The organism is Sphingomonas sp. PAMC 26617, assembly GCF_000242835.1.
GTDB lineage: Bacteria > Pseudomonadota > Alphaproteobacteria > Sphingomonadales > Sphingomonadaceae > Sphingomonas.
Genome location: NZ_JH594425.1, coordinates 1,615,807 through 1,640,893, shown reverse-complemented (window position 1 = coordinate 1,640,893; position 25,087 = coordinate 1,615,807). Strand labels below are relative to the sequence as shown.

General features: G+C 62.3%; 22 protein-coding genes. 11 read left to right on the top strand and 11 right to left on the bottom strand.

Annotation, left to right across the window (positions count from 1 at the left end):
• Positions 1 to 96 precede the first annotated feature (96 nt).
• The 4 genes from RH91_RS07140 (at position 97) to RH91_RS07125 (ending at position 8,470) form a co-directional block, all read left to right on the top strand.
• A complete protein-coding gene (locus RH91_RS07140; RefSeq protein ID WP_198283238.1) occupies positions 97 to 2,958 on the top strand; it encodes a TonB-dependent receptor plug domain-containing protein in 2,862 nt (953 codons plus the stop codon).
• 308 nt (positions 2,959 to 3,266) lie between these two features.
• Positions 3,267 to 5,306, top strand: a complete 2,040-nt coding sequence (locus tag RH91_RS07135) for a hydantoinase/oxoprolinase family protein (protein ID WP_010161948.1) — start codon at positions 3,267 to 3,269, stop codon at positions 5,304 to 5,306.
• 12 nt (positions 5,307 to 5,318) lie between these two features.
• A complete protein-coding gene (locus RH91_RS07130; RefSeq protein WP_010161947.1) occupies positions 5,319 to 7,058 on the top strand; it encodes a hydantoinase B/oxoprolinase family protein in 1,740 nt (579 codons plus the stop codon).
• A 41-nt stretch (positions 7,059 to 7,099) separates the two neighbouring features.
• Entirely contained in the window at positions 7,100 to 8,470 is a 1,371-nt protein-coding gene (locus RH91_RS07125) for an MFS transporter (RefSeq protein WP_157136876.1), read from the top strand.
• A gap of 178 nt (positions 8,471 to 8,648) precedes the next feature.
• Here RH91_RS07125 and RH91_RS07120 read toward each other — a convergent pair whose 3' ends face one another.
• The 4 genes from RH91_RS07120 to RH91_RS07110 form a co-directional block, all read right to left on the bottom strand.
• Positions 8,649 to 9,812 carry an NAD(P)/FAD-dependent oxidoreductase gene (locus tag RH91_RS07120; protein ID WP_010161945.1) on the bottom strand — a complete coding sequence of 388 codons (1,164 nt, stop codon included), beginning with the start codon at positions 9,810 to 9,812 and terminating at the stop codon, positions 8,649 to 8,651.
• The gene (locus RH91_RS07115) at positions 9,809 to 11,167 is read right to left on the bottom strand and encodes an NAD(P)/FAD-dependent oxidoreductase (protein ID WP_010161944.1); all 1,359 of its coding nucleotides are present in this window, start codon (positions 11,165 to 11,167) and stop codon (positions 9,809 to 9,811) included. Before RH91_RS07115 ends, RH91_RS07120 begins: the two co-directional genes overlap by 4 nt.
• Complete coding sequence (locus RH91_RS21550; RefSeq protein ID WP_010161943.1) at positions 11,164 to 11,478, bottom strand: (2Fe-2S)-binding protein; 315 nt, start codon at positions 11,476 to 11,478, stop codon at positions 11,164 to 11,166. Before RH91_RS21550 ends, RH91_RS07115 begins: the two co-directional genes overlap by 4 nt.
• Positions 11,479 to 11,683: 205 nt before the next feature.
• Positions 11,684 to 13,078 (bottom strand): YfcC family protein, encoded by a 1,395-nt coding sequence (locus RH91_RS07110; protein WP_010161941.1) that lies wholly within the window; start codon positions 13,076 to 13,078, stop codon positions 11,684 to 11,686.
• A 138-nt stretch (positions 13,079 to 13,216) separates the two neighbouring features.
• Between RH91_RS07110 and RH91_RS07105 the strand changes: the two genes are divergently transcribed.
• The 7 genes from RH91_RS07105 (at position 13,217) to RH91_RS07075 (ending at position 17,556) form a co-directional block, all read left to right on the top strand.
• On the top strand, positions 13,217 to 14,152 hold the full coding sequence (locus RH91_RS07105; RefSeq protein ID WP_010161940.1) for a LysR substrate-binding domain-containing protein: 936 nt from the start codon (positions 13,217 to 13,219) through the stop codon (positions 14,150 to 14,152).
• Between the two features lie 134 nt (positions 14,153 to 14,286).
• Positions 14,287 to 14,646 carry a RidA family protein gene (locus RH91_RS07100; RefSeq protein WP_010161939.1) on the top strand — a complete coding sequence of 120 codons (360 nt, stop codon included), beginning with the start codon at positions 14,287 to 14,289 and terminating at the stop codon, positions 14,644 to 14,646.
• Entirely contained in the window at positions 14,643 to 15,008 is a 366-nt protein-coding gene (locus RH91_RS07095) for a hypothetical protein (RefSeq protein WP_010161938.1), read from the top strand. Before RH91_RS07100 ends, RH91_RS07095 begins: the two co-directional genes overlap by 4 nt.
• 165 nt (positions 15,009 to 15,173) lie before the next feature.
• Positions 15,174 to 15,641: a response regulator transcription factor gene (locus tag RH91_RS21245; protein WP_010161937.1), complete on the top strand. Its 468-nt coding sequence runs from the start codon at positions 15,174 to 15,176 to the stop codon at positions 15,639 to 15,641.
• Between the two features lie 36 nt (positions 15,642 to 15,677).
• Positions 15,678 to 16,025 carry a hypothetical protein gene (locus RH91_RS07085; protein ID WP_010161936.1) on the top strand — a complete coding sequence of 116 codons (348 nt, stop codon included), beginning with the start codon at positions 15,678 to 15,680 and terminating at the stop codon, positions 16,023 to 16,025.
• Positions 16,026 to 16,068: 43 nt separating this feature from the next.
• Complete coding sequence (locus RH91_RS07080; protein ID WP_010161935.1) at positions 16,069 to 16,533, top strand: hypothetical protein; 465 nt, start codon at positions 16,069 to 16,071, stop codon at positions 16,531 to 16,533.
• A gap of 36 nt (positions 16,534 to 16,569) precedes the next feature.
• Positions 16,570 to 17,556: a LysR family transcriptional regulator gene (locus tag RH91_RS07075; protein ID WP_010161934.1), complete on the top strand. Its 987-nt coding sequence runs from the start codon at positions 16,570 to 16,572 to the stop codon at positions 17,554 to 17,556.
• Here RH91_RS07075 and RH91_RS07070 read toward each other — a convergent pair.
• The 7 genes from RH91_RS07070 to trbE form a co-directional block, all read right to left on the bottom strand.
• Positions 17,510 to 18,562 (bottom strand): TrbI/VirB10 family protein, encoded by a 1,053-nt coding sequence (locus RH91_RS07070; RefSeq protein ID WP_010161933.1) that lies wholly within the window; start codon positions 18,560 to 18,562, stop codon positions 17,510 to 17,512. The genes RH91_RS07075 and RH91_RS07070 overlap by 47 nt on opposite strands.
• A 137-nt stretch (positions 18,563 to 18,699) precedes the next feature.
• On the bottom strand, positions 18,700 to 19,533 hold the full coding sequence (gene trbG / locus RH91_RS07065) for a P-type conjugative transfer protein TrbG (protein ID WP_198283237.1): 834 nt from the start codon (positions 19,531 to 19,533) through the stop codon (positions 18,700 to 18,702).
• 2 nt (positions 19,534 to 19,535) lie between these two features.
• Positions 19,536 to 20,225 (bottom strand): conjugal transfer protein TrbF, encoded by a 690-nt coding sequence (gene trbF / locus RH91_RS07060; protein ID WP_010161931.1) that lies wholly within the window; start codon positions 20,223 to 20,225, stop codon positions 19,536 to 19,538.
• 1 nt (position 20,226) lies between these two features.
• Positions 20,227 to 21,423 (bottom strand): P-type conjugative transfer protein TrbL, encoded by a 1,197-nt coding sequence (trbL, locus tag RH91_RS07055; RefSeq protein ID WP_010161930.1) that lies wholly within the window; start codon positions 21,421 to 21,423, stop codon positions 20,227 to 20,229.
• A gap of 3 nt (positions 21,424 to 21,426) precedes the next feature.
• Entirely contained in the window at positions 21,427 to 21,882 is a 456-nt protein-coding gene (gene trbK-alt / locus RH91_RS07050) for a putative entry exclusion protein TrbK-alt (RefSeq protein ID WP_010161929.1), read from the bottom strand.
• On the bottom strand, positions 21,875 to 22,621 hold the full coding sequence (gene trbJ / locus RH91_RS07045; RefSeq protein ID WP_010161927.1) for a P-type conjugative transfer protein TrbJ: 747 nt from the start codon (positions 22,619 to 22,621) through the stop codon (positions 21,875 to 21,877). The genes trbK-alt and trbJ overlap by 8 nt, the downstream gene beginning before the upstream one ends.
• On the bottom strand, positions 22,618 to 25,083 hold the full coding sequence (gene trbE / locus RH91_RS07040; RefSeq protein WP_010161926.1) for a conjugal transfer protein TrbE: 2,466 nt from the start codon (positions 25,081 to 25,083) through the stop codon (positions 22,618 to 22,620). The genes trbJ and trbE overlap by 4 nt, the downstream gene beginning before the upstream one ends.
• Positions 25,084 to 25,087 lie beyond the last annotated feature (4 nt).

Here is a 25,087-nt window from a genome sequence, read left to right as displayed (position 1 = left end):
AAATATGCCTTGGGCCAAGCTCGGCGTCAGTCCGTGCAACAACCAATCTCATAGGGGTATATGATGGTGCGGAGCACGAGCGACTATAGAAACCGGATGCTGAAAGCTGCATCGACCATTTCGATCATCGCAGGTCTTTTGGGTTCTGGTACTGCTTACGCTCAAACAGCACCGGCTGGTGCAAGTGCGCCCGCGCCGCAGGCAACTCCCGATGCGGCCGCGCATGCCGCAGTGCCAGAGAAGAACTCCGACATCGTCGTCACCGGCAGCCGCATCGTCCGAAACGGCTTTCAGGCCCCAACGCCGGTCTCTGTAATAGGTGGGGAAGAAATCAACGCCAAGGCGCCCGCGAACCTCGCAACACTGGTTAACACGCTGCCAGCACTCGCGAACAGCGCAACGCCGCAAAATTACAACAATCAGGTCAGTTCCGGGCTCAGCGGCATCAATGCGCTCAACTTGCGCGCGATCGGCGGCAATCGGACGCTCGTTCTTCTCGACGGTCAGCGCGTCGGCGCATCGACCTTGACTGGGCTTGTGGATATCAACCAGTTTCCCGAGCAGTTGGTGAAGCGTGTCGACGTGGTCACGGGTGGCGCGTCTGCCGACTACGGGTCGGATGCCGTGGCCGGTGTTGTCAATTTCGTGCTCGACGACAAGTTCACCGGGATCAAGGGTGAAGTATCAGGCGGCCTCACGACCTATGGCGACGACGGCAACTATAAGGTCTCGCTGGCAGCCGGTACTGCCTTTGCTGGCGGTCGCGGTCATGTAATCCTCTCAGGCGAGTACGCGCATACCGACGGTATCAATTTCGTGCCGCGTCCCTGGGCGACTAACGCGAACGAAAAACTCCTTTTCAACAATCCCAACTACACGGCGACGAATGGCCAGCCATTCCTCCTGGTTCGGTCGGGTAGCGGCTTTGCGACCGCTACGCCCGGCGGCATCATTACCGCTGGCGCGCTGAAGGGTACCTATTTCGGTCCGGGCGGTGTGGCGCTCCAGTACAATTACGGACCTATCGTCAGCGGCAACTTCATGCAGGGTGGCCAGTCGGCCTATTCCAGCATCGCCAACGCCGCCGATCTCGACACCGAACTCACTCGGAAAAACGTGTTCTTCCGAACCAGTTTCGACGTCAGCGATCACTTCCAGATATTTGGCCAGGCGTCATATGCTGAAGCAACGACGTTTGCCAACGCGCTGGTGCAGTTCAACTTTGCCAACATTACGGTTCAGCCAGACAACGCATTCATTCCCGCGAGTATTGCGTCCAAGGTTACGGCGCCGCTCACGATCGGTTCGTTCAACCAGGATTTGGGGCCGATCACCAACTCCACAAACCGCAAGAATTTCCGCTTCGTTGGTGGGTTCAGTGGCGATTTCAACGCGCTGGGGTCTAACTGGACCTACGATTTTCATGCGCAGGAAACGGTCACCAAGATTTACACCGCTGTCGATACGACGATCACTGCCAATTATAAGAACGGCATCGATTCCGTACGAAATGCGAATGGTCAGATAGTGTGTCGGGTCACGCTCACCAATCCGAGCAGCGGCTGCGTGCCCTACGACATTTTCGGCACCGGCGTGAACGATGCGGCCGCCCTCAATTATGTGAAGGGCACTGCCTGGGGCCGCAGCACGCTCAAGCAGAACAATGAAGCCTTCAACATTCGCGGCAATCCCTTCTCCACGTGGGCTGGCCCGGTTTCGGTTGCCGCTGGCCTCGAATACCGTCGTGAATCGGTCACCGGTACGAACGACCCGCTGTCGACCACGAACTCATATTTCGTCGGCAACTTCCACGCTTCGACCGGAAGCTACAATGTTACCGAAGGCTATCTTGAGACCGTTATTCCTTTCGCCAAAGACCTTCCGTTCGCGAAAAGTTTGGAATTCAATGGCGCCGTGCGCGGGACGAGCTACAGCACCTCCGGCTATGTCACGACGTGGAAGGCCGGTCTGACATACGCACCGGTAAGCGATATTCGGTTCCGCTTCACCCGATCGCGAGACATCCGCGCCCCCAACCTCGCTGAATTGTTCAACGCTGCACAGACCGGGGTCAACGTCGTCGTTGATACAGTCAATCCGTTGGGGCTGGCGACACCGCCGAGTTATTCGGCCTTCCAGGTGACCTCCGGCAACGTCAACCTAAAACCGGAAGTCGCCGACACCCTCGGCCTCGGAGCTGTGTTCACGCCTACGTTTCTGCCCGGCTTTGCGGCTTCGGTAGATTACTACCGGATCCACATCTCCGACGCGATCACCACGTTTACCAGTCAGCAGATTGTGAATCTCTGCTCGTCAGGCGGCACGGCTTTTTGTCCCCTGATAACGCGCACGGTTGGGACGACGGCAATTACCTCTATCAACGTGTCTCCGCAGAACGTGGCGACGCAGATCGCTCGCGGCATCGACTTCGAAGCAAGCTATCGTCGGCCGCTTTTGGGCGGAACCATCACAGTGCGTGCCTTGGCGACCCGGTTCCTCGAAAATTACATCAACAACAAAGCGACACCGGCAACCGACAATGTCGGCACGAACAGCAACAACGGGTCGGCACTGCTATCGCTGCCTAAGTGGCGATATCTTGCAGAGCTCGGTTACGATAACGGGCCGTTCTCAGTATTGCTCACGGGACGCGGTATTGGCTCGGGCGTCTACAATACGTCGTTCATCGAGTGTTCGTCCAACTGCCCGACTTCGACCACGGCCAATATGACGATCGAAAACAATCGTATCCCCGGCGCCTTTTATATGGATGCCGACATTCACTACAAACTGCGCAAGCAAGTCGATCTTTTCATGTCGGTGAACAACGTCTTTAACACTGATCCCGTCATGATCGCCTATGGTCCGGCCATTGGTGCGGCGCCGCTCAGCGTTAATGGGTCGGCCTACGATATCCTCGGCCGTACCTTCCGCTGGGGTGTGCGTTTCCAATTCTAATTGCGGCCCTCTCTTGCAAACCTTCCCTCGGGGGGAACGGACCTCGCTGCTCCGGCGGCGGGGTCTTTTTTTGTTTGCGCGTCAGCCTGCCTACGCCATCGGCTGCTCGCCTCTGGTATGATACTCGCCTCGCAAGCGATGTGTTTGATCACGAATTTCTATAACCCAGTAGAATAGCACATGCGATCTTTGCCGCGTTGACGACAGGGTTGGTGAGACTGAAGATGCGGCGATCGTCGAGTGGATCGATCGGTTCAACTACGCCCCGCCCCCCATGCTGATGGGCGAGCCCTGGAGATGAGAACACCATGTATCGCATTGGCGTCGACGTTGGCGGAACCTTTACAGATTTCACGATCACGAATGCCGAGAACGGCGACAATCTCTACTTCAAACTTTCCTCGACGCCCGCGGATCCGTCCGACGCGATCGTGAACGGAATTTCGCAGATCCTGGACATCTTCAAAATCGCGCCGGGCGCAATCTCCTATATTGGCCACGGGACGACCGTTGCGACCAACATGATTATCGAGCGTCGCGGTGTCGTGACCGGGCTGATTACCACCAAGGGTTTTCGCGACGTGCTTGCGATTGGCCGCCAGACGCGGCCCGCGCTCTATGATATGGCGATCCGGAAGCCCGATCCGCTGGTCGAACGATATCGTAGGTTTGAAGTCACCGAGCGCCTCAACGCGCGTGGTGAATGTCTTGAGCCGCTCAACGAAGCTGAGGTCGCACAAGCGGCTGAGGCGCTCGCAAAGACCGGCGTCGAGGCTATCGCGATCTCGTTCCTCCATTCCTACAGAAATCCCGAACACGAAGAGCGGGCGGCGCGGATCGTTGCCGACACCGTGCCGGGTGTCTTTGTCAGTACTTCGTCGCGCGTGCTGCCGGAATTCCGCGAGTTCGAGCGCACCTCGACGACAGTCCTGAATGCCTATGTCGGCCCGGAGATGGACGCCTATTTCGATCGGCTGAGCCGCAAGATCGCCGACCTCGATATCACAGTCGAGCCGATGATCGTCCATTCAAATGGCGGCTTGCTGTCGATCGAGACGGCCAAACGCCTTCCCGTCACGACGTGCTTGTCCGGTCCGGCCGCTGGCGTCATGGGTGCGGCTGTTGTCGGCGTTGCCGCCGGCTTTCCCAATCTCGTGACCTTCGATGTCGGAGGAACGAGCACCGACGTGTCTCTGATCGTCGACGGCAAGCCCAAGCTCGCCTCCAGTCGCGAGGTCGCCGGATATCCGGTCAAATTGCCCATGATCGATATTCATGTCATCGGCGCAGGCGGCGGCAGCATCGCGCACATCGACGACGCGAACGCGCTTAAACTTGGACCGCGCAGCGCCGGGGCGTCGCCTGGGCCTGTCGCCTATGCGCGCGGTGGTACCGAGCCGACGCTCACCGACGCCAACATCTGCCTCAATCGCCTCAATCCGGTGACCTTGCTCGACGGGCGCATGCCGGTCGATCGCGCAGCGGCGCTCTCCGCGCTCGAAGAGAAGATCGCACGGCCGCTCCATATCTCGGTGGAACAGGCCGCTTACGGTCTCATCCAGGTCGCGGCGGCCAATATGAGCCGGGCGATCCGGGCCGTGACGACCGAACAGGGTTATAACGTAGCCGAGATTGCGTTGTTCGCGTTCGGGGGGGCGGGGCCGCTTCATGCATCCGAGGTCGCTCGCGAAGCCGGTATCGGCAAGATTATCGTGCCGCAGGAGCCGGGCACGATGTGCGCGCGCGGCGTTCTCCTGTCCGACGTCAGCCTTGATTTCGTCCGCATGCAGCTTGCCAAGGTCACGCCCGAAAGCTGGCTCGAGGCGTGTCGCGCGCTGAGGGAAATGATCGCGGAAGGGAATAACTGGCTAGCTTCCGAAAGGATGCCGGAAGACCGCCGCAGCTTCGAACTCACGATCGATGCCCATTATGCCGGCCAGAGCCACGAAATTCGTGTTGGCGTCGACGAGCCGGACGAGAATGGTTTCGGCGCTTTTCTGGTAAAATTCGCCAGCGTCCACCGCGCGACCTACGGATACGACCACCCCGATCAGCCAGTCTTCATCGTCAGCTGCCGCGTGCGCGCCATCGGCTATATTCCCAAGACTGTGTCGCCATCTCATGTTGGGGGCGCGAGTGTAGCCGAGGCGCGGATCGACGAGCGCAGCGTCTATTTCGGTCCTACCGAAGGCTGGCGGCGGACCCCTATCTATCGTCGCGGAGCGCTGCCGGTCGGCGAGCCGATCAGCGGTCCCGCCGTCATTGAGGAAATGAGCTCCACAACGGTCGTCCTCGCCGATCAGACCGCGTCGATCGACGCGTTCGGCAACATCATTATTACCAATTGAACGAGAAGCGACATGGCTGACATCGAATCCAACACCAAAGCTCATGGCGGTCGTCAATTTGACGCCATCGCCATGGAGATTTTCAGCAACCGCATGCTGTCCATTACCGAGAGCATGGCGCTGAACATGATGCGCTCATCCTATTCGTCACAGATCAAGGAGCGTCGGGATTTCTCGGTAGGCATCTTTGATGCCGAGGGCCGCTTGATTGCTCAGGGAACGCACATCCCGATCCATCTCGGATCGCTGCTTGGCGCGATGGAGGCATTGCTCGAACGGTACGCGGTTACCGACATGGCCGAGGGCGACGCTTTCATCTGCAACGACCCCTATCTGGCGGGTGGGACGCACATCCCCGACGTGTCGATCGTCTCCCCGGTGTTCCTTGATGGCCAGGTCGTCGCCTTTGCGGCGAACATCGGACATCATTCGGATCTTGGCGGGGCCTATCCAGGGTCGGTCTCACCGGCTGCGCGTTCCATCTTCGAAGAGGGCCTGCGCATCCCGATCATTCGGATCGCACGCGCGGGTGTCGTTGATGACGACTTACTCAACTTGATCGCGAGCAATTCGCGGTTGGCCGAGGAGCGCCGCCTCGATCTCAAGGTGCAGATCGCGGTCAACCAGCGCGGCGGCGACGAGACACGCGAACTGTTCCTGCGTATGGGGCTCGACCAAACGCGCGCGACCATCGCTGACCTGTTCGCGTACACTTCCGAACGCCTTCGCCGGCGCCTGGCAGCGTTACCCGCCGGCAAACACAGTTTCACGACTTGGCTCGATGATGACGGAAGCGGCAGCGAACCCGTGCCGATCGTGGCAACGGTGGTGATTGGTGGCGACACGCTTCTGGTCGATCTCGAGGGAACGGGAGCGCAGGCGAAAGGCGCCTTTAACGTACCGCGAAGCGCGCTCCGCGCGACTATCTATTATTGCGTGAAAGCGCTGCTTGATCCCGACCTGATGCCCAATGACGGGATGTTCGCCGGCGTCGATATATCGGCCCCGCTCGGTTCAATCGCCAACCCGCGCTTTCCGGCTGCATGCGGCGTCCGCAGCAATACTTGCCAGAAGATCGCAGGCGCGGTGTTCGGCGCGTTCCGCGACGTGCTGCCGCGTGAGCGCCTTGTTGCGTCGAGTAACGACTTGCTGCCGTCGATCATGCTGTCGGGGTCGCATCCCGAGACCGGTCGCTTCTATGTGATCGGCGAGACGATTGGCGGTGGCACCGGCGCCATGTACGATCATGACGGGATGGACGCGGTACACGTCCACATCACCAACAGCCTCAATATGCCCACCGAAGCGTTGGAAAACGAGTTTCCGATCCTATGCGAGGAATATTCACTGGTAACGGATTCAGGCGGGGCGGGGCGTCATCGCGGCGGCCTCGGCATTGCCCGCCAGCTGCGCGCGCTCGAAGATCAAACCGTCTTCTCCGCACGCTCAGACAGCTACATCCACGGTGCCGCCGGTATCGACGGCGGTAGCGATGGCAGCCTGAGCGCGGTCATTCACAATGCCGGTCGTTCGAGCGCCATGGCGCTGCCCTCCAAGGTGGCCGATTTCGTGCTGGGTGCCGGCGAGAGCATCCGCATCGAGACACCAGGCGGCGGCGGCTTCGGAGCGCCCGCCGATCGACCGGTGGCGCTAATCGCAATCGATCTGCGCGATGGGACCGTCAGCCGGGCGGCGGCTGAGCGCGATTATGGCGAAACGCGGACGCGCGAAGCACTCGTAAATGCCCAATGAACAGATCGACCGAGGTCAATAAGAGCAGAAAAGAGAGTGGTATGACCGTTGAAGCGCAGCGGGCAGGCGCCCGCACGAGCCAGAAGCTGGGCATCGTGGTAGACGATGGACGTCGATCAGGGATGCGCTGGATCATCCTCGCGCTCGTCTGCTTCATCTACATGCTGGTCGCTGCCGATCGGGCCAACCTCGGCGTCGCGATCCCGGCGATCAAGGCCGAGTTCCGGATAAGCAATGCTGAAGCCGGGCTGTTCGCAACGCTGATGTTCGTTTGCTTCGCTGTATCGAATCTCCCGTCAAGCATCGTCACGCGACGCTATGGCCCACGCTTCCTCATGATTGGCGGGCTCGTCGTTGCCGCACTCGCCTCCTTCCTGATCGGCACCAGCACCTCGCCTGCTCAGATAAAGGTGTTCCGATCTCTTCTGGGCGTCGCGGAAGCTGCTATCTCGATCTGTTGCATGACGACGATCAACCAATGGTTCTCGACGCGCGAACGCGGTACCGCCGCCGGCTTTTATTGGGGGTCGTCGAAACTCGGCCCTGTGATCTGTCCGCCCATCGCGGTTGTCATCCTCCAATCATTGGGATGGCGCGCGATCTTCCAGATCTTCGCAGTCCCGGTTCTCGTTGCTGCCATCATCTGGTTCTTTTTCGTGCGTAGCAAACCTGAGGAATCGCGGTTCGTATCGTCTGCGGAATTGCGCCAAATCCGCGACGCCGAACCCGCCACCAGCACAAAGGCGAACGTCAGGGAGGCCCGCGCGGTCCCGGCCTGGCTCGACCGAGTCATCCGCCTGCGAACGGTCAAGCTCATCGACACCGCGGGCGGCGTCCTTCGGTCATGGAACTTGATCGGGGTCGCTTTGGCGACGATTTTCATGGTCGGAATCTTCAATGTTTTCCTGGCCTGGATTCCATCCTATCTGCTCAACGCGAAGCATCTGCCGCTGGCGACATCCGGCGTGCTCGCATCGACGTTATTTGCAGGCGCGGTCGCTGGAAATTTCGCCGGCGGCTGGATCTCCGACAGATTGCTGGGCCAGCGGCGCAAACCGTTGATGATGGCAGGCGCTTTGTGCACGACGATTGCCATCACGAGTCTGCTATTTGCGCCGGCAAGCGTGTTTCTCTTGGGCGCGCTGTTGGTCGCGACGGGCTTTGTCGTCGGTTTGGGCTACCCCCACTTCACAACCTATCCAATGAGCCTGACCAGTCGGGAGGTGTATCCGATCGCCTATGGCGCGCTCGCGACAGGAGCAGCACTTGGCGCGGCTTTCTTCCCATACATCGCCGGCCTTATCCTCGACGCCTCGAACTGGAATGTCGTGTTCTTATTTCTTGCAGGGTCATCTTTGATCTGCCTGCTGTTTCTCGCCACAATCGACGAACCGCGAGTAGAAGCTAGCTAAGATCTTCGTCCTGAGCGCAGGACCGGCAGCACCTCGCGGTTTCGTCTGTCGAAGGGGTTTTCAAGCGCGAGGAGTGCAGCGGAGCAACCTACGACTGGACGGGGAGGGCGCCGAGGGCGCCAGTCCCAACAATCCATGCCCCATCGTCAAGAATCGACCGGAGCCGTCAAAACGGTAACTACTCGCTGACGCCCTGATGTTCGTCCACCTTGCGCTTGTCGGGCTTAGCCCCGGCCATCAGGCGGCCGGGTTGCAATCCACTCAGATCGACAGTGCTCCGGCCGTCGAGTAATAGCTCAGCCGTGGCCACGCCAAGCGCTGGCACCAATTGGAAGCCGTGTCCACTGAACCCAAACAGGTGCATAAGGCTAGGCGCAGAGGGCGACAGACCGGCGATCGCGATATCGTCCCGCGTCTTAGCTTCGAGGCCTGCCCAGCTTCGCACGATCCGCAAGTCTTTGACCGCCGGAAACAGCGAAATGGCGGCTGCGGCCGATTTGGCGAGCAGCCGGGCATCGACTTCGGATCGCTCGGCCTCGAGATCGGGGAGACCCTGCTGGCCGCCACCGATCAAAAGCGTTCCCTGATTGCTCTGCTTAAACGATAATTTGCGCTTCATTGAGATCACGGTCGGCCGGATGAAGGGAGCGACGCGCTCCGTCACGATCATCATCGACGCCTTGGTTGCGATCGGAATGTCGTCTCCGGCCCACGCCGCGATTTGCCCGGCCCAAGCCCCGGCCGCGTTAACGAGCAACGGCGCCTCGAACGTCTCGCTGCCGTCGCTCGCCCGCCAGACGTGACCCTCGCGGTGCAGCGACCGAACGCCGACACCCTCGAGAATGGTGACGCCGGCTTCGACCGCGGCGCGGCGAAATGCCATCAAAGTCTGGTGTGGATCGGCCGCGCCGTCGTTCCGCGCCAACGCTGCCGCGATGTAGACCGGTGCAAGTGCCGGCACCAACGAGCGGACTTCGTCGGCACTCACGATCTCTTCATTTGTAAAGCCGTCGCGGTTCAAGCCGTCGACCCGCGCCTTCAGGATTTGGAGTTCTTCATCGTTCTCGGCGAGCTGCAACTGCCCATAAGGGCGGAAACCGCAATTGTCGCCGACTAGCTCTTCCATGTGGTGCCACATGTCCATTGCGACGATCGCCAGCTTCAGTTCGGCGCGCGCGCGGTTGAGCGTCCGAACTCCGGCGGCCGATGCTCCCGACGAATGCCGGCCGACCCGCGAACGTTCCAAGAGGACGACCTTGACTTGCCGACGCGCGAGTTGCAGCGCTGCCGAGAGGCCATGCAAGCCACCACCGATAACAATTGCATCTGCGGTCGTCGTCATGACAGGGTTTCCAGCGTTGCGAGCTCTCCCAGCGTGAGCGGCTTGAGCGGCGACCTAATTCGCAGGAACCCGGCAGCTTCCGGGTCGATGTCATGCACTTCGCGCACGAGACGGCTAAGAGTCAGTCCGCACTGACGACCCTGACAGGGCCCCATGCCGGCACGGGTCTCGATCTTCACGCCGTCCGGCCCAAGCTTGGGCCGGTCGCGCAAGACAGCGCGAACGCGGCCAGCGGTGACCTCCTCACAGCGGCAGATCATGGTCTCGTCAGGAATGGCGAGATCGGCGGGCGGATAGAGCGTGTCGACCAGCTGCCGGAAGCCCGCGGCCGAGGACAAGGCGCGCTGAAGCGGACGCGCCGCGGATTTCGCCCGGACTGGCGAGATCCGACCGCTTCCCAATGCAACGCCGATGGCGGCGAGTCTGCCGGACAGAAAGGCGGCGCGGGCACCCACGATCGATCCGGCATCGCCCGCAATGTAGATCGCCGGATTTGAACTGCGGCGATACGCATCGAGCACAGGTTCAAACGATTGTTGAAGGGGGTTCCAGCGGTGGTCGCAGCCCGCCGCCATAGTTGCGTGAACGGATGGGACGACTCCGTCATGGATGAGCAACAGGCGCGTGGGTATGGAGCCGCTTGCCCCATCGCGCGTGCCGTAGCGCACTACCTGCAGCGCGGATCCACCCTCAGCCGCGAGCGACGACACCCCACGAATGATTCTGATGCTCCGCATCTTGGTAAGCCAGCCGAGCCCGCGAAGCAGATCGTACCAGCCGTAGGGCAAGGCTCCCGGAACCAGCGAAGCCGCGGCAATCTTTCGGCCAGGCGGGGTCGTGTCGAGGATACCCGCCACCTTGCCACCGGCAGCTATCAGTTGCCGTACGTAAAGGAGGAGGAGCGGTCCTGAGCCGGCCAACCAGACCGGCTCGTCCGGAATTTCCTTTGCCGTCTTCAACAGGATCTGCGCGGCTCCCACCGTCATCACACCGGGCAACTGCCAGCCGGGGAAGGCCATGGGGCGTTCCTGCGCACCCGTTGCGAGCACAATGAACTTCGGCTCGAGCAACGTCGCTTGTCCATTGCGGGTCACGAACACCCGTCCGGATGCCTCAATCCCCCAGGTTTCCGCGCCTGGCTGATAGTCGATGCCGGCCTGTCTGAACCGTGTAACGAGATCTGCCCCCGCCTGGTCCTCTGCACCATGCACGTCACGCTGTTCGATCGCAGCGTAGATCCGACCTCCTGGTGCCGGTTGATCGTCGATGACGGTCACACTGAAATCGTATGATCGCAGCTCAAGCGCGGCGGACATGCCGGCAGGGCCGGCGCCGATGACCAGTACATCGCTCATGCGGCAGCGTCGCTTGCCGGATCGGGTCGCCCCGATTGGCGCCTTACGACCATGCCATCACGGACCATTGCCATGCAACTCCGCTTCGAACTGTGACCATCGATTTCGACGAGGCAATCGAAGCAGGCGCCCATCATGCAAAATGGTGCGCGTAACGCGCCGCTCACTGGGGTCGTGCGGGAGGTAAAGGGAGAAGTGCGCAACAGCACCGCGGCCACAGCCTCACCCTCGTCTGCGACGATCGGCTTGCCGTCAATGACGATGATGACTGAACCTCTCCCGAAATTTTTGGCATTCAGCTTGCGGAACATCTGTGGTTTCACCCTTTGAGTAAATTAGTGTCGGACGCGCTGCAGAACGTCAAAGGCCGCTTTCTGATGGTGATATTCCTGGGAGTTATGCTTTCCATGTCCGGCTGAGTTGTATCGTGATCAACTTGCCGCGATCGCGGCGGGCGCATCGAAAGGCAGCCGCACGCGACCGTGTTCGGCCATTCTCGACTGGCGCTATGGAGGCTTAGAACCCCAGGGCGCCCAGCAAATAGAGTGCGGCGAAGCCGATGCCGCAGCAGGCTAGGAACAATGGCAGGATGAACCGCGCCCATTCGGCATAGTCGACCTTGGCGGCGGCCAAGAACGCCAGCAGGAGGGGGTTGGTCGGCGTGATCATGTTCACGACGCCGGATCCAAGCACGAGGGCAGTGACCGACACTTGCCCGCTCACGCCGGAGAATTGGGCGATGGGCGCCATTATTGGCATGCTGACCGCAGCCTTGGCCGAAACCGAAGGCATCAGGATGCCGAATACCATTTCGGCGAACATCAAGCTTGAGGCGACAAGCGCCGGCGAGTGGCCGGCAAGAATTGTCGAGATGCCTTCGACGACCGTGTCGAGCACCTGGCTCGTTTGGAGCATAATGCCGATCCCGCCGGCGAGTCCGATGAGGAAGGTGGGGAGTAGCATGCCCTTCATCCCCTCGAGGAACGCATCAGCCGCAATAGCAGGAGCAAGGCCCGCTATCGCTGCAAGTGCGATTGAGAGCGCTAGGAACGCCGTACCCAGTTCGGGGGTATGCCACGACCATAAGCCCGTTCCGAGAACGAGACCGGCGGCGCCGACGACGAGCGTGAGCAGAATCGCTACCTGGCGCAGGCTCAGCCGGCGGGGATCGGGAATGTGGGCGATGCGCGGAAAGCGACGCAGATAAAAAGCGAGATAGGCCATCGCAACCACGATCATGAGCGTGAAGATCGCGAGGCGCGGCGCGATGCCGCTGTAGAGCGGCACGCCGGCCAGCGGCTGTGCGACGGCCAGGGCAATCGGATTGGTGACCGAGGCATTGTATCCGATGAAGTCAGCCGTCGCGACGACGGCGACCGCGAAGATGTTAGGAAGGCCAAGCCGACGGGCCAGATCCATCACGATCGGAATGATCGCGATATATTCGGAACTGAAGCCGAGAAATGTGCTGCCGCATGACAGCACCAACAAGAGCCCGCACCCGAGCAGATAGACGTTGCCGGCGGTCAATTGAAGCAAGCGGTCGACGCCGGCATCGATCACGCCGGTCGTGCGCAGGATGCCGAACATGCCGCCCACGAACATGATCATGAAGATGAGGCTGGCGGCCTGAGTCATGCCCGCCGGGATCGACTTGAGAAGGCCGACGACGCCGGCGGCGCGCGCGGGCATGTCCGCCTCCGAGGGTGGTATCGCTGTGACGATCGCCGCTAACCCGTTCTCCTTCGAAACCTCGTGGTAGCTGCCCGCGACGATCTGCTTGCCGTGGCGCTCATACTTGCCCGCTGGAAGGATGTGGGTAAGGGCGGCGGCCAGCAGCAGCATCGAGACGACGATCAGGATAGGGTGAAGATGCAGGCGCTTGCCGCCACCTGAACCTTGATCCGTCATTTTCTCATCCTTCCCGAGAACACGTGACCAGCCTGGGGATGTCCGACCCGAGCGCGAGCGTTGACCCTTGATGCTAGGTGCGCCTGTGCTATTCGTCCAAGAGGAAAAATCGCGCCGCCTATTTGTGGAAGTTATGGAATGCCCCGTCATATCAACCTTCGCCAGATCGAGGCATTCAAGGCTGTGATCGAGAACGGTACGGTCAGCCGGGCATCCGAAATTCTGAACGTCTCGCAGCCCGCGCTCAGCAAATTGATCGCTCATCTCGAGTTCGACACGGGGCTCCGGTTATTCGACCGCGTGAAGGGTCGGCTCGCACCAACTGAGCATGGCATGAGATTATATGGCGAGGTCGGGCGGATTTTCTCCGGCGTGCGTCAGGTCGAAAATGCGGTCGATGCGATCCGACGGGAAGAGCAGGGTCGGCTATCGATCGGCGTGCTTCCCGCGCTGGCGAACACATTCATCCAGCGCGTCACGACGGGCTTCCTGCAGGAGCGTCGCAACGTTTTTTGTTCCGTCCAGGCTTTGGGGTCACAATGGATCGTTGAGTGGCTGATCGCACGCAAGCTGGATGTGGGACTGGTAAGTCCGCGGGTAGATAATCCCTATCTGACGCTGGAACCGCTCATGGAACAGCCGTTGGCCTGCATCATGCCGCTCGACCATCCGCTAGCAGAGAAGTCCCTCATCAAGCCCGACGATCTCGACGGGATGCCCTTCGTCGCGTTCGATTCCGACATCTACGTCAGCCACATCGTATCCAACATGTTTGAACGCTATAGGATCAATCCGCAAACCGTGCTGGTCACTAACGCGGCTCCGACGGTCTGCGAGTTCGTGGCGGCAGGGCTCGGACTTTCGCTGATCCACCCGCTGATGGTCAGCGGTCTTGAGCAACGGCTCGCGATCCGTCGGTTCGAACCGGAAATCCTCTATAGCTTTCAGCTTTGCCGAAGCGCCGACAGCCGCAACGCGCATATCGTCGAGGCCTTCGTTGAGGTGCTGCGCGAGAAGGCCAGCGCGATCTCGAACGCGGTGATGTTAGCGCAGTCCGTTCCACCTGCTGCATGAGCTGGGAGCAGGTTTGCAAAAACGATAACCCCTGGGAATAAACTGCTTCGACATCCGACTTGGACCACAACCGGTCGCGTCACTACCCCTTCACGATAAACAAGTGCCCGCCGGGGCGCCCTGAAGGGGTATAAATGGTAGATATCAAGCGGATTGTTACGAACCCTCGTCGGGGTCGAGCTATCGTCCATAACGGAACCGTCTTTATCGGCGGACAGGCGGCGGCCGATCGTAGTCAGGATGCGGCCGGACAGACCCGCCAAATCCTTGCCAACATCGACAAGGTTCTTGCCGAAGCCGGATCGGATCGCCAGCATCTGCTGTCGGTTCAAATATGGCTCAAGGACATTGGCCGCGACTTTGCGTCCATGAACGCCGAATGGGATGGCTGGATTGACCATGAGCACGGGCCCGCCCGCGCCACCGCGCAGTGCGAGATGGGGGCCGACGACGTCCTCGTCGAAATACTTGTTACGGCTGCTGTCGCGTCTTGATTGGCACCCCGCTGCTCGAAGCAGTCAATCTGCTCGAAACGTTGCATAACAACGCGGCGCGGCTCGGCAACGACTGGCTCGTCAAGAACCGCAGGCAGGCCGTGGACCTTCGGCGAAAGATCACCGCCCTGCACGCCGAAATATCGAGAGCCGGCGACGAGACGTTTCGGGATACGCCTCAATATAGCGAATTCCGAAGCCAATTCTCGAAATTGCGATCTGCAATCGCGCTGCATCAGGCGTCATGGCCCATCGTTGCTATCGACACGGAAAATCCAGAATACCTTTCTTCGGTCCAGTCGACACGCGAAGCCAGCAGGCAATTTATAACCTGGGTGCGCCAAAATTTTGCCGGTCTTTAGATGGTCTCTACACGGCGTCCTCGCTTATGTCAGTCAAGCGAATGCCAATCGTCCGCCGGCAGTTGCGGCTCTAAGTCGGAAGTCATGAATCTTTCGGCTGAGCTTCTATTGTCCTGCGCTGACTGCGCGCCAAAGCCGCAGACGTGGCTCTAGCGGCCGCCAGAGATGAGTAAGTTGCCGGTGGATCGTTTGCCGGAGCGTCAGAAGGAGATCCTTCGACTCGTTTATCAAAATTACGAAGCCAAGCAGATTGCGCAGATGCTTCATATCTCGCCGCATACGGTCAACGATCACATGCGAGCTGCCCGACGATCGCTCGGCGTCGCGCGAACAATGGAAGCCGCACGGCTTCTTGCCAAGCACGAACATTCCAATCGAGTTGGGACCGAGCCAATCGGGATCGAAACCACGTCCCAACACGCCGAAGGTATTGAGGCGACGCCGTCTGAGGAGGCGGTTGTCGTTCGAAGAAGTCGCTACCATCTGGGTGCGTTAGCCCGGCTCGGAATCATCGTTGCCTTGGCGTTCGGCGTCGCGGCGGCCACCGGCGCCTTGATCGAGGTGTCGGATGTGATCACGCGCCTGCTCCAAACCCGGCATATCGACCTCTCCGATTCAGCTCACCGACAATGATCCCACGCGCCTCATCGCGCGGGACAAGGAGACACGATGATGCGACACCAAAGGAAACAAGCGTTCTACACCATTCAACCGCTATTCCGCACGGCGGAAGCCGGCACAGACCAGGCTGCAGCGGATGCGGCGGCTCTCATCGCGGAGATGCTGCGCGTTCGGCAGGAAGCGCAGCTACCCATCGCAGCAGGCCAAGACATGCTCGACAAGCTTGTCGCCGCGCTTACCGCCAACGTAGCTGCGCGCAGACTCTTCATCGAAGCGCATGCGCTGACGCCTGCTCTCGTCAAGGAACTGGGCTTGGAGCGGATGTTCGGCGATGGCTCGCCATGCCCGCCAACCACAGTCACCGGCGATATCGTGCCGTTCGAGCGCGCCGCTTGAGGCTTTATAGCGATGCGCGCCCCACAGCCGCTGTGCACGCCCTATGACGCGCATTTTTACGTTCGACGCGCTGCTTCTCATCACCTGCGGTTACGCATTGTGGCGGGGCGGTCGAGCGGAGCGCGTTGCAGGCTTGGCGATGGCACTGGCCTATTTGGCGACGCTGGCGAGCTACAGCCAGTTAGCATCGCGCTTTGCTCAGGTCGAAACCGGCGTGCTGGTGGTCGATCTACTCTTGCTAATCGTGCTGGTCGCGGTCGCCGTCAAGGCCGACCGCGGCTGGCCCATGGGCCTGGCAGCACTTCAGTTGGACACCGTTGGCGCTCACGTCGCGCGCCTACTCGACCTCGATATGATCCGTGTCACCTATGCCGTGATGCTCGCCATGTGGAGCTATCCCATGCTGGCACTGCTGATCGCAGGTACGTGGCGGTATCGCCGCCGTTGCCGACAGAGTGGCGACGTACCCGTCTGGGGAGCACCGAAGCAGTATTCGGTCGCGCCGTAGTTCGGTCCGCTAACGTCCGCGCATCGACTACGGTCGATGCGCTTTGATCCGATAGAACAACCTAAAGGGCTTCGGGTGCTACGACCCGAGTTGCACCAGCTCGAAACGTTTCTTAAGGTCGTAGAGGCACGCAGCTTTACCGGCGCGGCACGGTTGCTCGGCTGCAGCCAGCCGGCGGTCAGCCAAACGATCGCCCGGCTCGAGGAAGTGTTCGGCGGTGACCTGTTCGTGCGCGGTCATGGTCGTCGGCTCGCGCTCACACCGATCGGGGCTTCCGTCGAGCCGTATGCGATCGACCTGCTTGCGACCGTGGATACACAGCTGCGCCGCGCCATCGACACTGCACAAAGCCGAGCCGGTCGGCTCGCCATTGGCTTCTATCTCGGGATCACAACGGGTCCTCTACGGAACGGATTGCGCGCGTTCCTTGCGGAGAGTCCGGGAGTGGAATTGCAGCTGGTCGAGGGGCTGCCGGGCGAGCTTCACCGTCAGCTCAATGAAGGCACGCTCGATGTGATGGTTGCGTCCTTCATGCCGCGCAACACCGCAGACGCAATAGTACGCCTGCCGCTCTGGGAGGAACGGTTATTTGTCGCGATGCCCGCGACGCATCTTCTTGCCGATCGTCGTTCGCTTGGCTGGGCGGAAGTTGCGTCCCTGAAGCTCCTCATGCGAACATGGCAGGGCGAGAACAGCGTGTACCGCGCCGTATTATCGCGGATCGGGCGACGGACTCTCGATTGCGAGCAGCACGTGGTCTCTCGAGAGGCGATCCTGGCGATGGTCGGACTTGGCCTCGGCGCCGCGATCATGTTCGAGTCCGCGATGGTGCAACATCCTGATCTTGTGTTCCGACCCATCCGTGACCGCGAGGCAAGCGCGACAGTCGAGGCGTTTTGGATGGCGGGGGACAGCAATCCCTTGCGCCACCGCCTGATCCTTCACCTTCGCCGTCAAGCCGAGGCTGCCCAGAGCATCACTTCCCCGGTTGTGCCGATGGCGCCAGGATCAGATCGCGGCTGACCAGTACGCGCACTCGCGCGCCCGGGCGGATCGTGATCGTCGGCTGGACATCAAGTTGGTGCCCAACGAGCTTATCGCCGGTCCGCTCGATCGACTGACCGGCGCTATCCCGGATAGCAAAGGCGATATCGTTGTTAGCGCCACCGCCGGAGGTCGTGAGATTGCTGCCGAGCCCTAACAACGTCGAGAGCAGCCCGGCCTCAAGCAGTTTGCCGGTATGATGATCCATGCGGTCGGCAAACCCAGATTGCCCGGAACCGTCGGTGCCGACCAACCGATCCAGGTCCAGACTGCGTCCATCCGGCAGGATCAGCCGCGTCCAGGCCACGAGCGCGCGTGATTGGCCGAAACTGACATGCGCATCGTAGCTGCCGATCAGGCGCGAGCCTTGCGGTACAAGCAGCGCCTGCCCCGTCGCGCTATCGAACACGTCCTCGGTGACCTGCGCCACTACCTCGCCGGGAAGGTCCGACGACAACCCTGTGATCAGCGCTGCGGCGATCGTTGCGCCAGCCTGCAAAGTGTAGCGGCCAGCGGGGGCCATAAGCCGTCCGCTGTTCACGGTCTGCGTCGTCCCGCTGCCTCCCGTGACGAAGGCGGCTTTACGATCCTGAGCGTCTGCGCTGGAAGGGGCCGCTGGGGCGCTGCCAGCATTTGGCTGCGGCGTCGATGTTCCGCCGACCCCCTCTGCAGCCGGCGCTACGCGGCTGGTGTCGCTCGCAAACAGCTTGCTTGCCCGCGCACTCTCCTGACGCTGATGCCGTTGTTGAAGTGCGGGATCTCGGTCGGCCGGCTGTGGCGTCGCCGACAAAGGTGTCGGCGCGACGCTGGCGGACGCTGGACCCGGCGGCGGCAGCTTCGCCGCTTCGGCCAGCCGAGCGGCGCTATAATCTTTCGGCGCCGTGGCAAGCGCATCGCTCAGCTGACGATTGTTGACCGCGACTGGCTCCGGATCGCTGCTGTGATGACTGCTCGACGTCAACGCGAACCCCAGCGCGCTTGCCAATGCGATGGCTCCTACGCCCGCTGACAGCGCAAGCACGCGACGCGACAGGCGGCGCGGCGTTGGCGGCTTGGCGCGCGTGGCAAGTCGTGCCTCTACCGGCGGACCAGCTGGCTCGACCGCCTCCATATCGACGGCGCTCACGAATGCCGCTCCCGGCTGGCCATGCGGGTGATCCGAACGACTTGCTGCTTTTTGGCACCGAGCCGAAGCTCGGCGACCGTGAACAGCCGATCGACGATCAGATAGCGGCCTGAGACACGATAATTGACCAGCTCGGCCTTGTTCTTCTCGCCGAGTAAGAAAAGCGGTGGAAGCTCGGTCTGGGCGATGCCGGCCGGCATCAGCACATAGGTCTTGGCGCCGTCATCAAAGACCTGCGCCGGCTTCCACGCGACATCGGGTCCAGACAGCCGATAGGCAAAGTCGAGCAGGGCCGGATTGATCCCGGTCTGTACCTGGGTTTCGGCCTTGGCAGTCGCGGCGTCGCGCGCACGCTGGATCGCGATCAGCTCATCTTGCGGATAGGACCAGCCGACGCTCGCCATGTAGACGCTTGGGGTCGAGCGGAGCTCGACATGGTAGGTCCGCTTGTTCGTATTGATCACGAGATTGGTCGCGAGACTCGGATCAGTCGGCTTGACCAGGATGTGCGTGCGGCGAGCGAGACCTTCGCCGCTTGCGGCCTCCCCTACGACCCACCGTACTGTGTCGCCGGCGGCCACCGCGCCAGTATCGGACAGCATCTCGCCTTCCTGCAGCATGATGTCGGTGACTTGGCCGACCGCAGCGGTCACGACATAGAGGCCGCCTGGCGCATAGACGAACAATTGGGTCGCGCCCTGCCAGCCTGCGAGACGCGGACTGATCCGGGCAGCGTCGGTGGCGACGGCGACCGGCCTGACTGCCGGCCGGCTATGCGCCGAAGCCGCACCGGGTGCGACAAGCGCGGTGGCGAGAAGAAATGTACGCATGATCATTCTCCGAGATTTTGGGACCAGTTGATACTGTGGACATAGAGCCCGAGCGGGTTGCGGCTGAGCGTCGCCGCGTCGGTCGGCGTGCGCACGACGATCGTCAGGATGGCGCTCCAGTGCGTCGTGCCCGCGAGTTGGCCGTGATCGTAGCGCCGCTCATCCCAGGCGATGCGGAAGCTGTCGGCGGATGCACGCACGACATTGCGGACATCGACCGCGACCTGCGTGTCGGCGAGATGCGCGAACGGGTCGGCGCCGCGCGCATAGTCGTTGAGCACGGCGGCACCCTGTTCGCTCGTAAAAGCGTAGGCGCTTTCGAGATTCTGCCGGAGCACGATCGGATCAGCTGGCCGTGAGCGGATATTCTCGATGAAATGCGCGAGGTGCCACGCGATCTGCGGGTCGGTCGGCTGATAGCCACCAAGCGCAGGCGCGACGCTGCGCGCGGCCCCGAGCCGATCGACCTCGACGACATACGGCACGATATGAGTGCCGAAGCGCAAGCGCAGGTTGTCGGTGACGCTCAGCGCCAGCAGCGTGGAGGCGCCGAAGGCCATATAGCGCCAGCTTCGGGCCTGCACGCGGGCGGAGCCGATGCGGTCGTCCCATGCCTGGCCGGCGCGCTGGTAGGGGGTTTCGGGTTGAGGTTCGCGGCTGAAGCGCGGCGAACTGCGGCGGAACGGGTTCATGTCATTTGTCCTCACTCAAGGAAACGTGGGTCGCACCGCCACCACCGTCGGCGGCGCGAACGCTGTGGGCGGCCATGGTCGCGCCCTGGGTCATGGCTTGCTGGCGCCGCAGGCGCTTGGCCCAGGCGGGCGCGCCGGCTGCGGACGCACTGCCACCGCCACTCCCGCCTCCCGGGGCGCCGCCAGGGGCGGACGGCGCACCGCCGGTGGAACCAAGGGGAGCAGTCGGTCCACCGGACGATCCACCACCGGGGGAAGCGGCGGATCGGGAGAGCATGGCAGCAGCGGCCGACCCGCCGCGCGCGGCAAGGCCGGCGGCGCTGGCGAGACCGGCACCGGCCGCGACACCGAGACCGGCAGCAGCAACGCCGGTGCCGATCGCGGCACCCGCACCAAGCTGTGGGCCGCCCGAGACGATGCCGTTGGCGATGCCGGGGCCAAAGATGGCGAGGCCGAGCAGGGTGAGGCTCGCCAGCGCGATCGAGGCGACCTGTTCGAGCGTCGGCGGCGTCGCGCCGAAATCGACCACGAAATCGCGAAAGATGGTCGTGCCGATGCCGATGATGATTGCGAGCACCAGCACCTTGACGCCGGTCGAGACGATGTTGCCGAGGACGCGTTCGGCGAGATAGGCGGTGCGTCCGAACAAACCGAACGGCACGAGCACGAAGCCGGCGAGCGTCACGAGCTTGAACTCGATCAGCGTGACGAAGATCTGGATCGCGATAATGAAGAAGGCGATCAACACGATCACCCAGGCGAGCATCAGCACTGCGATCTGCACGAAATTGGCGAAGAAGCTGGTGAATCCCATCAGCGCCGCCGCCTGATCGAGCAAGGGTTTGCCCGCGTCGAGCCCCAGTTGCGCGATCTTGCCTGGATGCAGCAGGTCATCGGCACTGCCGGCGCCCGCCGTCTTCAGACCGAGCCCCGAGAAACTCAGATAAATGATCTTGGCGAGGCCGTTCCAGTTGGAGAGCAGGAACGCGAAGAACCCTACCTGCAGCGTCTTCTTGACCAGCCGGGCGAGGATGTCGTCGCCGTCGCCCCAGGCATAGAACAAGAACGCCAGCGTCACATCGATGACAATCAGCGTGCTGGCGAGGAACCCGACATCGCCGCGGATCAGGCCGAAGCCTGAATCGATATAGCGCGAGAACAGGTCGAGGAAGCGGTCGATGACCCCGGTGGTTTCCATGGCTCAATGGTCCTCCGTCACGGGCGACGCCGGTGCAGTTGCGAACAGCGTTGACGCGTTCGCCGGTGGGGGCGCCGGGATCGGGGCAAATCCGGGCAGTGGATTGCCCGGGAAGGGGGTCGCGCGAGCCTCGCCGAAGAAGCGCTGACGGTTCTCGTCCCACGCACGCTGGCACGATGGGTCACTCGCCTGCGGCGGCAGTGCCCGGCAGCGGATCAGCTCTGCCATGAGCGGGTCGGCGCTCGCCTGCTGTTCCGACCCCGTCACATCGACCGCGCGGTAGCGCGGCGCCTCCGACGCGTTCCCATGCAGCGCCACGATCGCGGCGGTTCCGCCAATGAGCATGGCCGTAGCGAGCGCGAGACTGCGCGGGCCGCTGCCCGCCCAGAACGAGGCCGGTCGCCGGCTGTCCGCCCCCACATCGGCTGCCGCCGTTTCCTCTTCGCTGCGCTCAGTCATGGAACAGGGCCACGCTCTGCGCCGAATAGCCGCTGCCGGGCGTGAGAAAGCGGCGGGTCTGTTCGCGCCCTTGCGCCTCGTCGGAAGCGGCGCGGGCGGATTCGATGCTTTGCGCGCGTGACTGCGCGGCCACCAGCGCGGTCAGGTCGGCGAGCTGGCGGGTTTCGAGCGCGATCAGCTGATTGCCAGCCTGCGCGGCCTGCAGGGCACCGGTCGCGCTCTGGCTCGCGGTCACCAATGTGCCCATCTGATTGCGCGTGCCATCAATGTTGCCAGTCGCGGTCGCACCGATACGAAGCGTATCCTGATAGGCGGCGAGCGCATCGGTCCAGCGAGTCTGGGCATTGCCGACCAGCGCACCGTTGCTCGTGCCGGCGAGCGATCCGGAAGGGTAGCGCTGCCTGAACACCTGATCGATATTCTCGACCTTGTAGGCGATCTGCTGCGCCTGCCCGATCAGCTGGCGCGTGCGATCGATGTCCTGCTGGATAGGCGCGAGCACGTTCGTGGGCAAGTTGGCGAGGTTGCGCGCCTGATTGATCAGGCTCTGCGCCTGGTTCTGAATTTGGGTGATCTGATTGTTGATCTGCTGAAGCGAACGGGTCGCGGTCAGCACATTCTGGGCATAGTTGGTGGGATCATAGACGATCCCGCCGAACTGGGCTTCGGCTGGCGTTGCGGTGACGAGTGCCAGCGCGGTCATGCCCGTCACGAGCGACAATAAGCGGATACGAATCATGGCAGCATTTCCTCTGCTTCGGGGGTGAGATCGGTTGCAGGTCGGAGCAGCTCGGCGGCCCAATCGAGGCCCCGATGGCGTGCCCAGGCGGCGGCGAAACCTTCCGCGCCATGCTCGGCAACAAGCGCGGTGATCGCTGTCATGTCGGTTCGAGACGATGCCGCGGTGAACGCGAGCGCGAGCGGCCCCAGGCCAAGGTCAAACAGCCGGTTGCCGAGCGCCGACTGGCAGTAATAATCCCGCTTCGGCGTCGCCGAGGCGATAATCTCGATCTGGCGGTCGTTCAGCCCGAAGCGGCGATAGATCCCGCTGATCTGCGGCTCGAGCGCGCGCTCATTGGCGAGGAAGATGCGGGTGGGGCAGCTCTCGATGATTGCCGGTGCGATCGCCGATCCCTCGATATCGGCGAGACTTTGGGTCGCGAACACCACGCTCGCATTCTTCTTGCGCAGCGTCTTCAGCCATTCCTTGAGCTGGCGGCCGAACATCGGATCGTCGAGCGCAAGCCAGCCTTCATCGATCAGGATGAGGGTCGGCCGGCCATCCAGCCGCCGGCCGATCCGGTGGAACAGATAGGCGAGCACGGCGGGAGCCGCTGCTGTACCGATCAGCCCTTCGGTCTCGAACGCCTGCGCGTCACTCGTTCCGAACCCCTCATGGTCGCCGTCGAGCAGACGGCCATAGGGGCCGGCGAGCGTATAGGGCGCGAGGGCCCGTTTCAGTCCCGATGCCTGGATCAGCACCGCGAGCCCGGAAAGCGTGCGCTGTTCGACCGGCGCGTCAGCCAAGCTGCCAAGCGCGGTCCAGAGATACTCCTTCACCTCGGGCGTGATCGCGAAGCCTTCGCGCGCCAGGATCGCGGCCAGCCAGTCGGATGCCCAGGCGCGTTCATCAGGCTGGTCGATCCGCGCAAGTGGCTGGAGCGCCATCGCCGGCGCGTCGCCCGATAGGCCGCCGCCGAGATCGTGCCATTCGCCGCCGACCCCGAGCGTCGCCGCTCGGATCGAGCCGCCGTGATCGAACGCAAAGATCTGCGCGCCCTCGTAACGCCGGAACTGGAGCGCGATCAGTGCCAGCAGCACGCTCTTGCCCGCACCCGTCGGCCCGACCACCAGGCAGTGGCCGACATCGCCGACGTGGAGCGAGAACCGGAACGGAGTCGAGCCTTCGGTACGCGCATGAAATAGCGGTGCCGCGGAAAAATGCGGGTCGCGGTCGGGCCCGGCCCAGACCGCCGACACCGGCATCATATGCGAAAGGTTGAGCGTCGAGACCGGCGGCTGTCGGACATTGGCGTAGGCATTGCCGGGAAGCGAGCCAAGCCAGGCCTCCACCCCGTTCAGCCCTTCGGCGATGCAGGCGAAGTCACGGCCGCGCACAATCTTCTCGATCGCGGCAAGCCGCAGATCGGCATCGCGTGGGCTATCGCCCAGGACCGTGATCGTCGTCGTGACATAGGCGAAGCCGGCGAGATCGGCACCGAGATCCTGCAATGCCAGATCGGCCTCGGCCGACTTGTTCGTGGCGTCGGTATCGACGAGCACGCTTGCCTCGTTGGTCATCACTTCCTTGACGATTGCAGCGAGGCTCTTGCGCTTGGCGAACCACAGGCGGCGGATGCGGACCAGCATGCGCTGCGCCGAGACCTTGTCGAGGCAGATCGCGCGCGTCGTCCAGCGATAAGCAAATCCGAGCCGGTTGAGCTCATCGAGCATGCCGGGCGTCGTCGCCGCGGGAAATCCCGTAACGCTCAAGGAACGCAGATGCTGGCCGCCCAGTTCAGGTGCCAATCCGCCGATCAGCGACTGGTCGGCCAGCAGGGCATCAAGATGCATCGGCACGGCCGGCAACGCGATGCGCTGTTCGTGGGTCGATACGGTTGAGTGCAGGTAGGTCAGCGTATCGGTGTCGCCGAGCCACTTGGCCTCGGGCATCACCCCGCCAATCAGGTCAAGCACACGCCCGGTGTCACGCTCGAAGTCGCTCAAGTGATCGGCCGCCGCCGCGATCCCTTCTGCGCCGCCTTCGTAGAACCAGCTGCGCGCGCGCGATGCATCGTCAGCTGGCGGCAGCCATTGCAGCGTCAGATAATAGCCGCTGGTAAGGTGAGGCTCGGCGATATTGCCGTCGCCATCGAACATATCGCGGCGCTCTTCGTCGATCAGCATCGACAGCCGATCGGCAAAGCCGTCCGAGGTCGGATAGCCCGGCGATGGCCGGCGCTGCGCCTCGACATAGATCACCCAACCGCTGCCGAGCCGCTTGAGCGCGGAATTCAGCCGCGCGGAAACCGCAATCAGTTCGGCTTGCGTTGCACTATCGAGATCAGGGCCGCGGAACCGCGCGGTCCGCTGGAAGCTACCGTCCTTGTTGAGGATGACACCGGGCGCGACCATCGCCGCCCAGGGCAGATAATCGGATAGGCGTGCGGCGCGAGAACGATGTTCGGCGAGAAAGAGCATGGGA

Bases quoted from the DNA above. Each gene is read 5' to 3' on its own strand.
- RH91_RS07140 (WP_198283238.1), top strand. From the start codon at position 97: ATGCTGAAAGCTGCATCGACCATTTCGATCATCGCAGGTCTTTTGGGT.
- RH91_RS07135 (WP_010161948.1), top strand. From the start codon at position 3,267: ATGTATCGCATTGGCGTCGACGTTGGCGGAACCTTTACAGATTTCACG.
- RH91_RS07130 (WP_010161947.1), top strand. From the start codon at position 5,319: ATGGCTGACATCGAATCCAACACCAAAGCTCATGGCGGTCGTCAATTT.
- RH91_RS07125 (WP_157136876.1), top strand. From the start codon at position 7,100: ATGACCGTTGAAGCGCAGCGGGCAGGCGCCCGCACGAGCCAGAAGCTG.
- RH91_RS07120 (WP_010161945.1), bottom strand. From the start codon at position 9,812: ATGACGACGACCGCAGATGCAATTGTTATCGGTGGTGGCTTGCATGGC.
- RH91_RS07115 (WP_010161944.1), bottom strand. From the start codon at position 11,167: ATGAGCGATGTACTGGTCATCGGCGCCGGCCCTGCCGGCATGTCCGCC.
- RH91_RS21550 (WP_010161943.1), bottom strand. From the start codon at position 11,478: ATGTTCCGCAAGCTGAATGCCAAAAATTTCGGGAGAGGTTCAGTCATC.
- RH91_RS07110 (WP_010161941.1), bottom strand. From the start codon at position 13,078: ATGACGGATCAAGGTTCAGGTGGCGGCAAGCGCCTGCATCTTCACCCT.
- RH91_RS07105 (WP_010161940.1), top strand. From the start codon at position 13,217: ATGCCCCGTCATATCAACCTTCGCCAGATCGAGGCATTCAAGGCTGTG.
- RH91_RS07100 (WP_010161939.1), top strand. From the start codon at position 14,287: ATGGTAGATATCAAGCGGATTGTTACGAACCCTCGTCGGGGTCGAGCT.
- RH91_RS21245 (WP_010161937.1), top strand. From the start codon at position 15,174: ATGAGTAAGTTGCCGGTGGATCGTTTGCCGGAGCGTCAGAAGGAGATC.
- RH91_RS07085 (WP_010161936.1), top strand. From the start codon at position 15,678: ATGATGCGACACCAAAGGAAACAAGCGTTCTACACCATTCAACCGCTA.
- RH91_RS07080 (WP_010161935.1), top strand. From the start codon at position 16,069: ATGACGCGCATTTTTACGTTCGACGCGCTGCTTCTCATCACCTGCGGT.
- RH91_RS07075 (WP_010161934.1), top strand. From the start codon at position 16,570: ATGCGCTTTGATCCGATAGAACAACCTAAAGGGCTTCGGGTGCTACGA.
- trbG (WP_198283237.1), bottom strand. From the start codon at position 19,533: ATGCGTACATTTCTTCTCGCCACCGCGCTTGTCGCACCCGGTGCGGCT.
- trbF (WP_010161931.1), bottom strand. From the start codon at position 20,225: ATGAACCCGTTCCGCCGCAGTTCGCCGCGCTTCAGCCGCGAACCTCAA.
- trbL (WP_010161930.1), bottom strand. From the start codon at position 21,423: ATGGAAACCACCGGGGTCATCGACCGCTTCCTCGACCTGTTCTCGCGC.
- trbK-alt (WP_010161929.1), bottom strand. From the start codon at position 21,882: ATGACTGAGCGCAGCGAAGAGGAAACGGCGGCAGCCGATGTGGGGGCG.
- trbJ (WP_010161927.1), bottom strand. From the start codon at position 22,621: ATGATTCGTATCCGCTTATTGTCGCTCGTGACGGGCATGACCGCGCTG.
- trbE (WP_010161926.1), bottom strand. From the start codon at position 25,083: ATGCTCTTTCTCGCCGAACATCGTTCTCGCGCCGCACGCCTATCCGAT.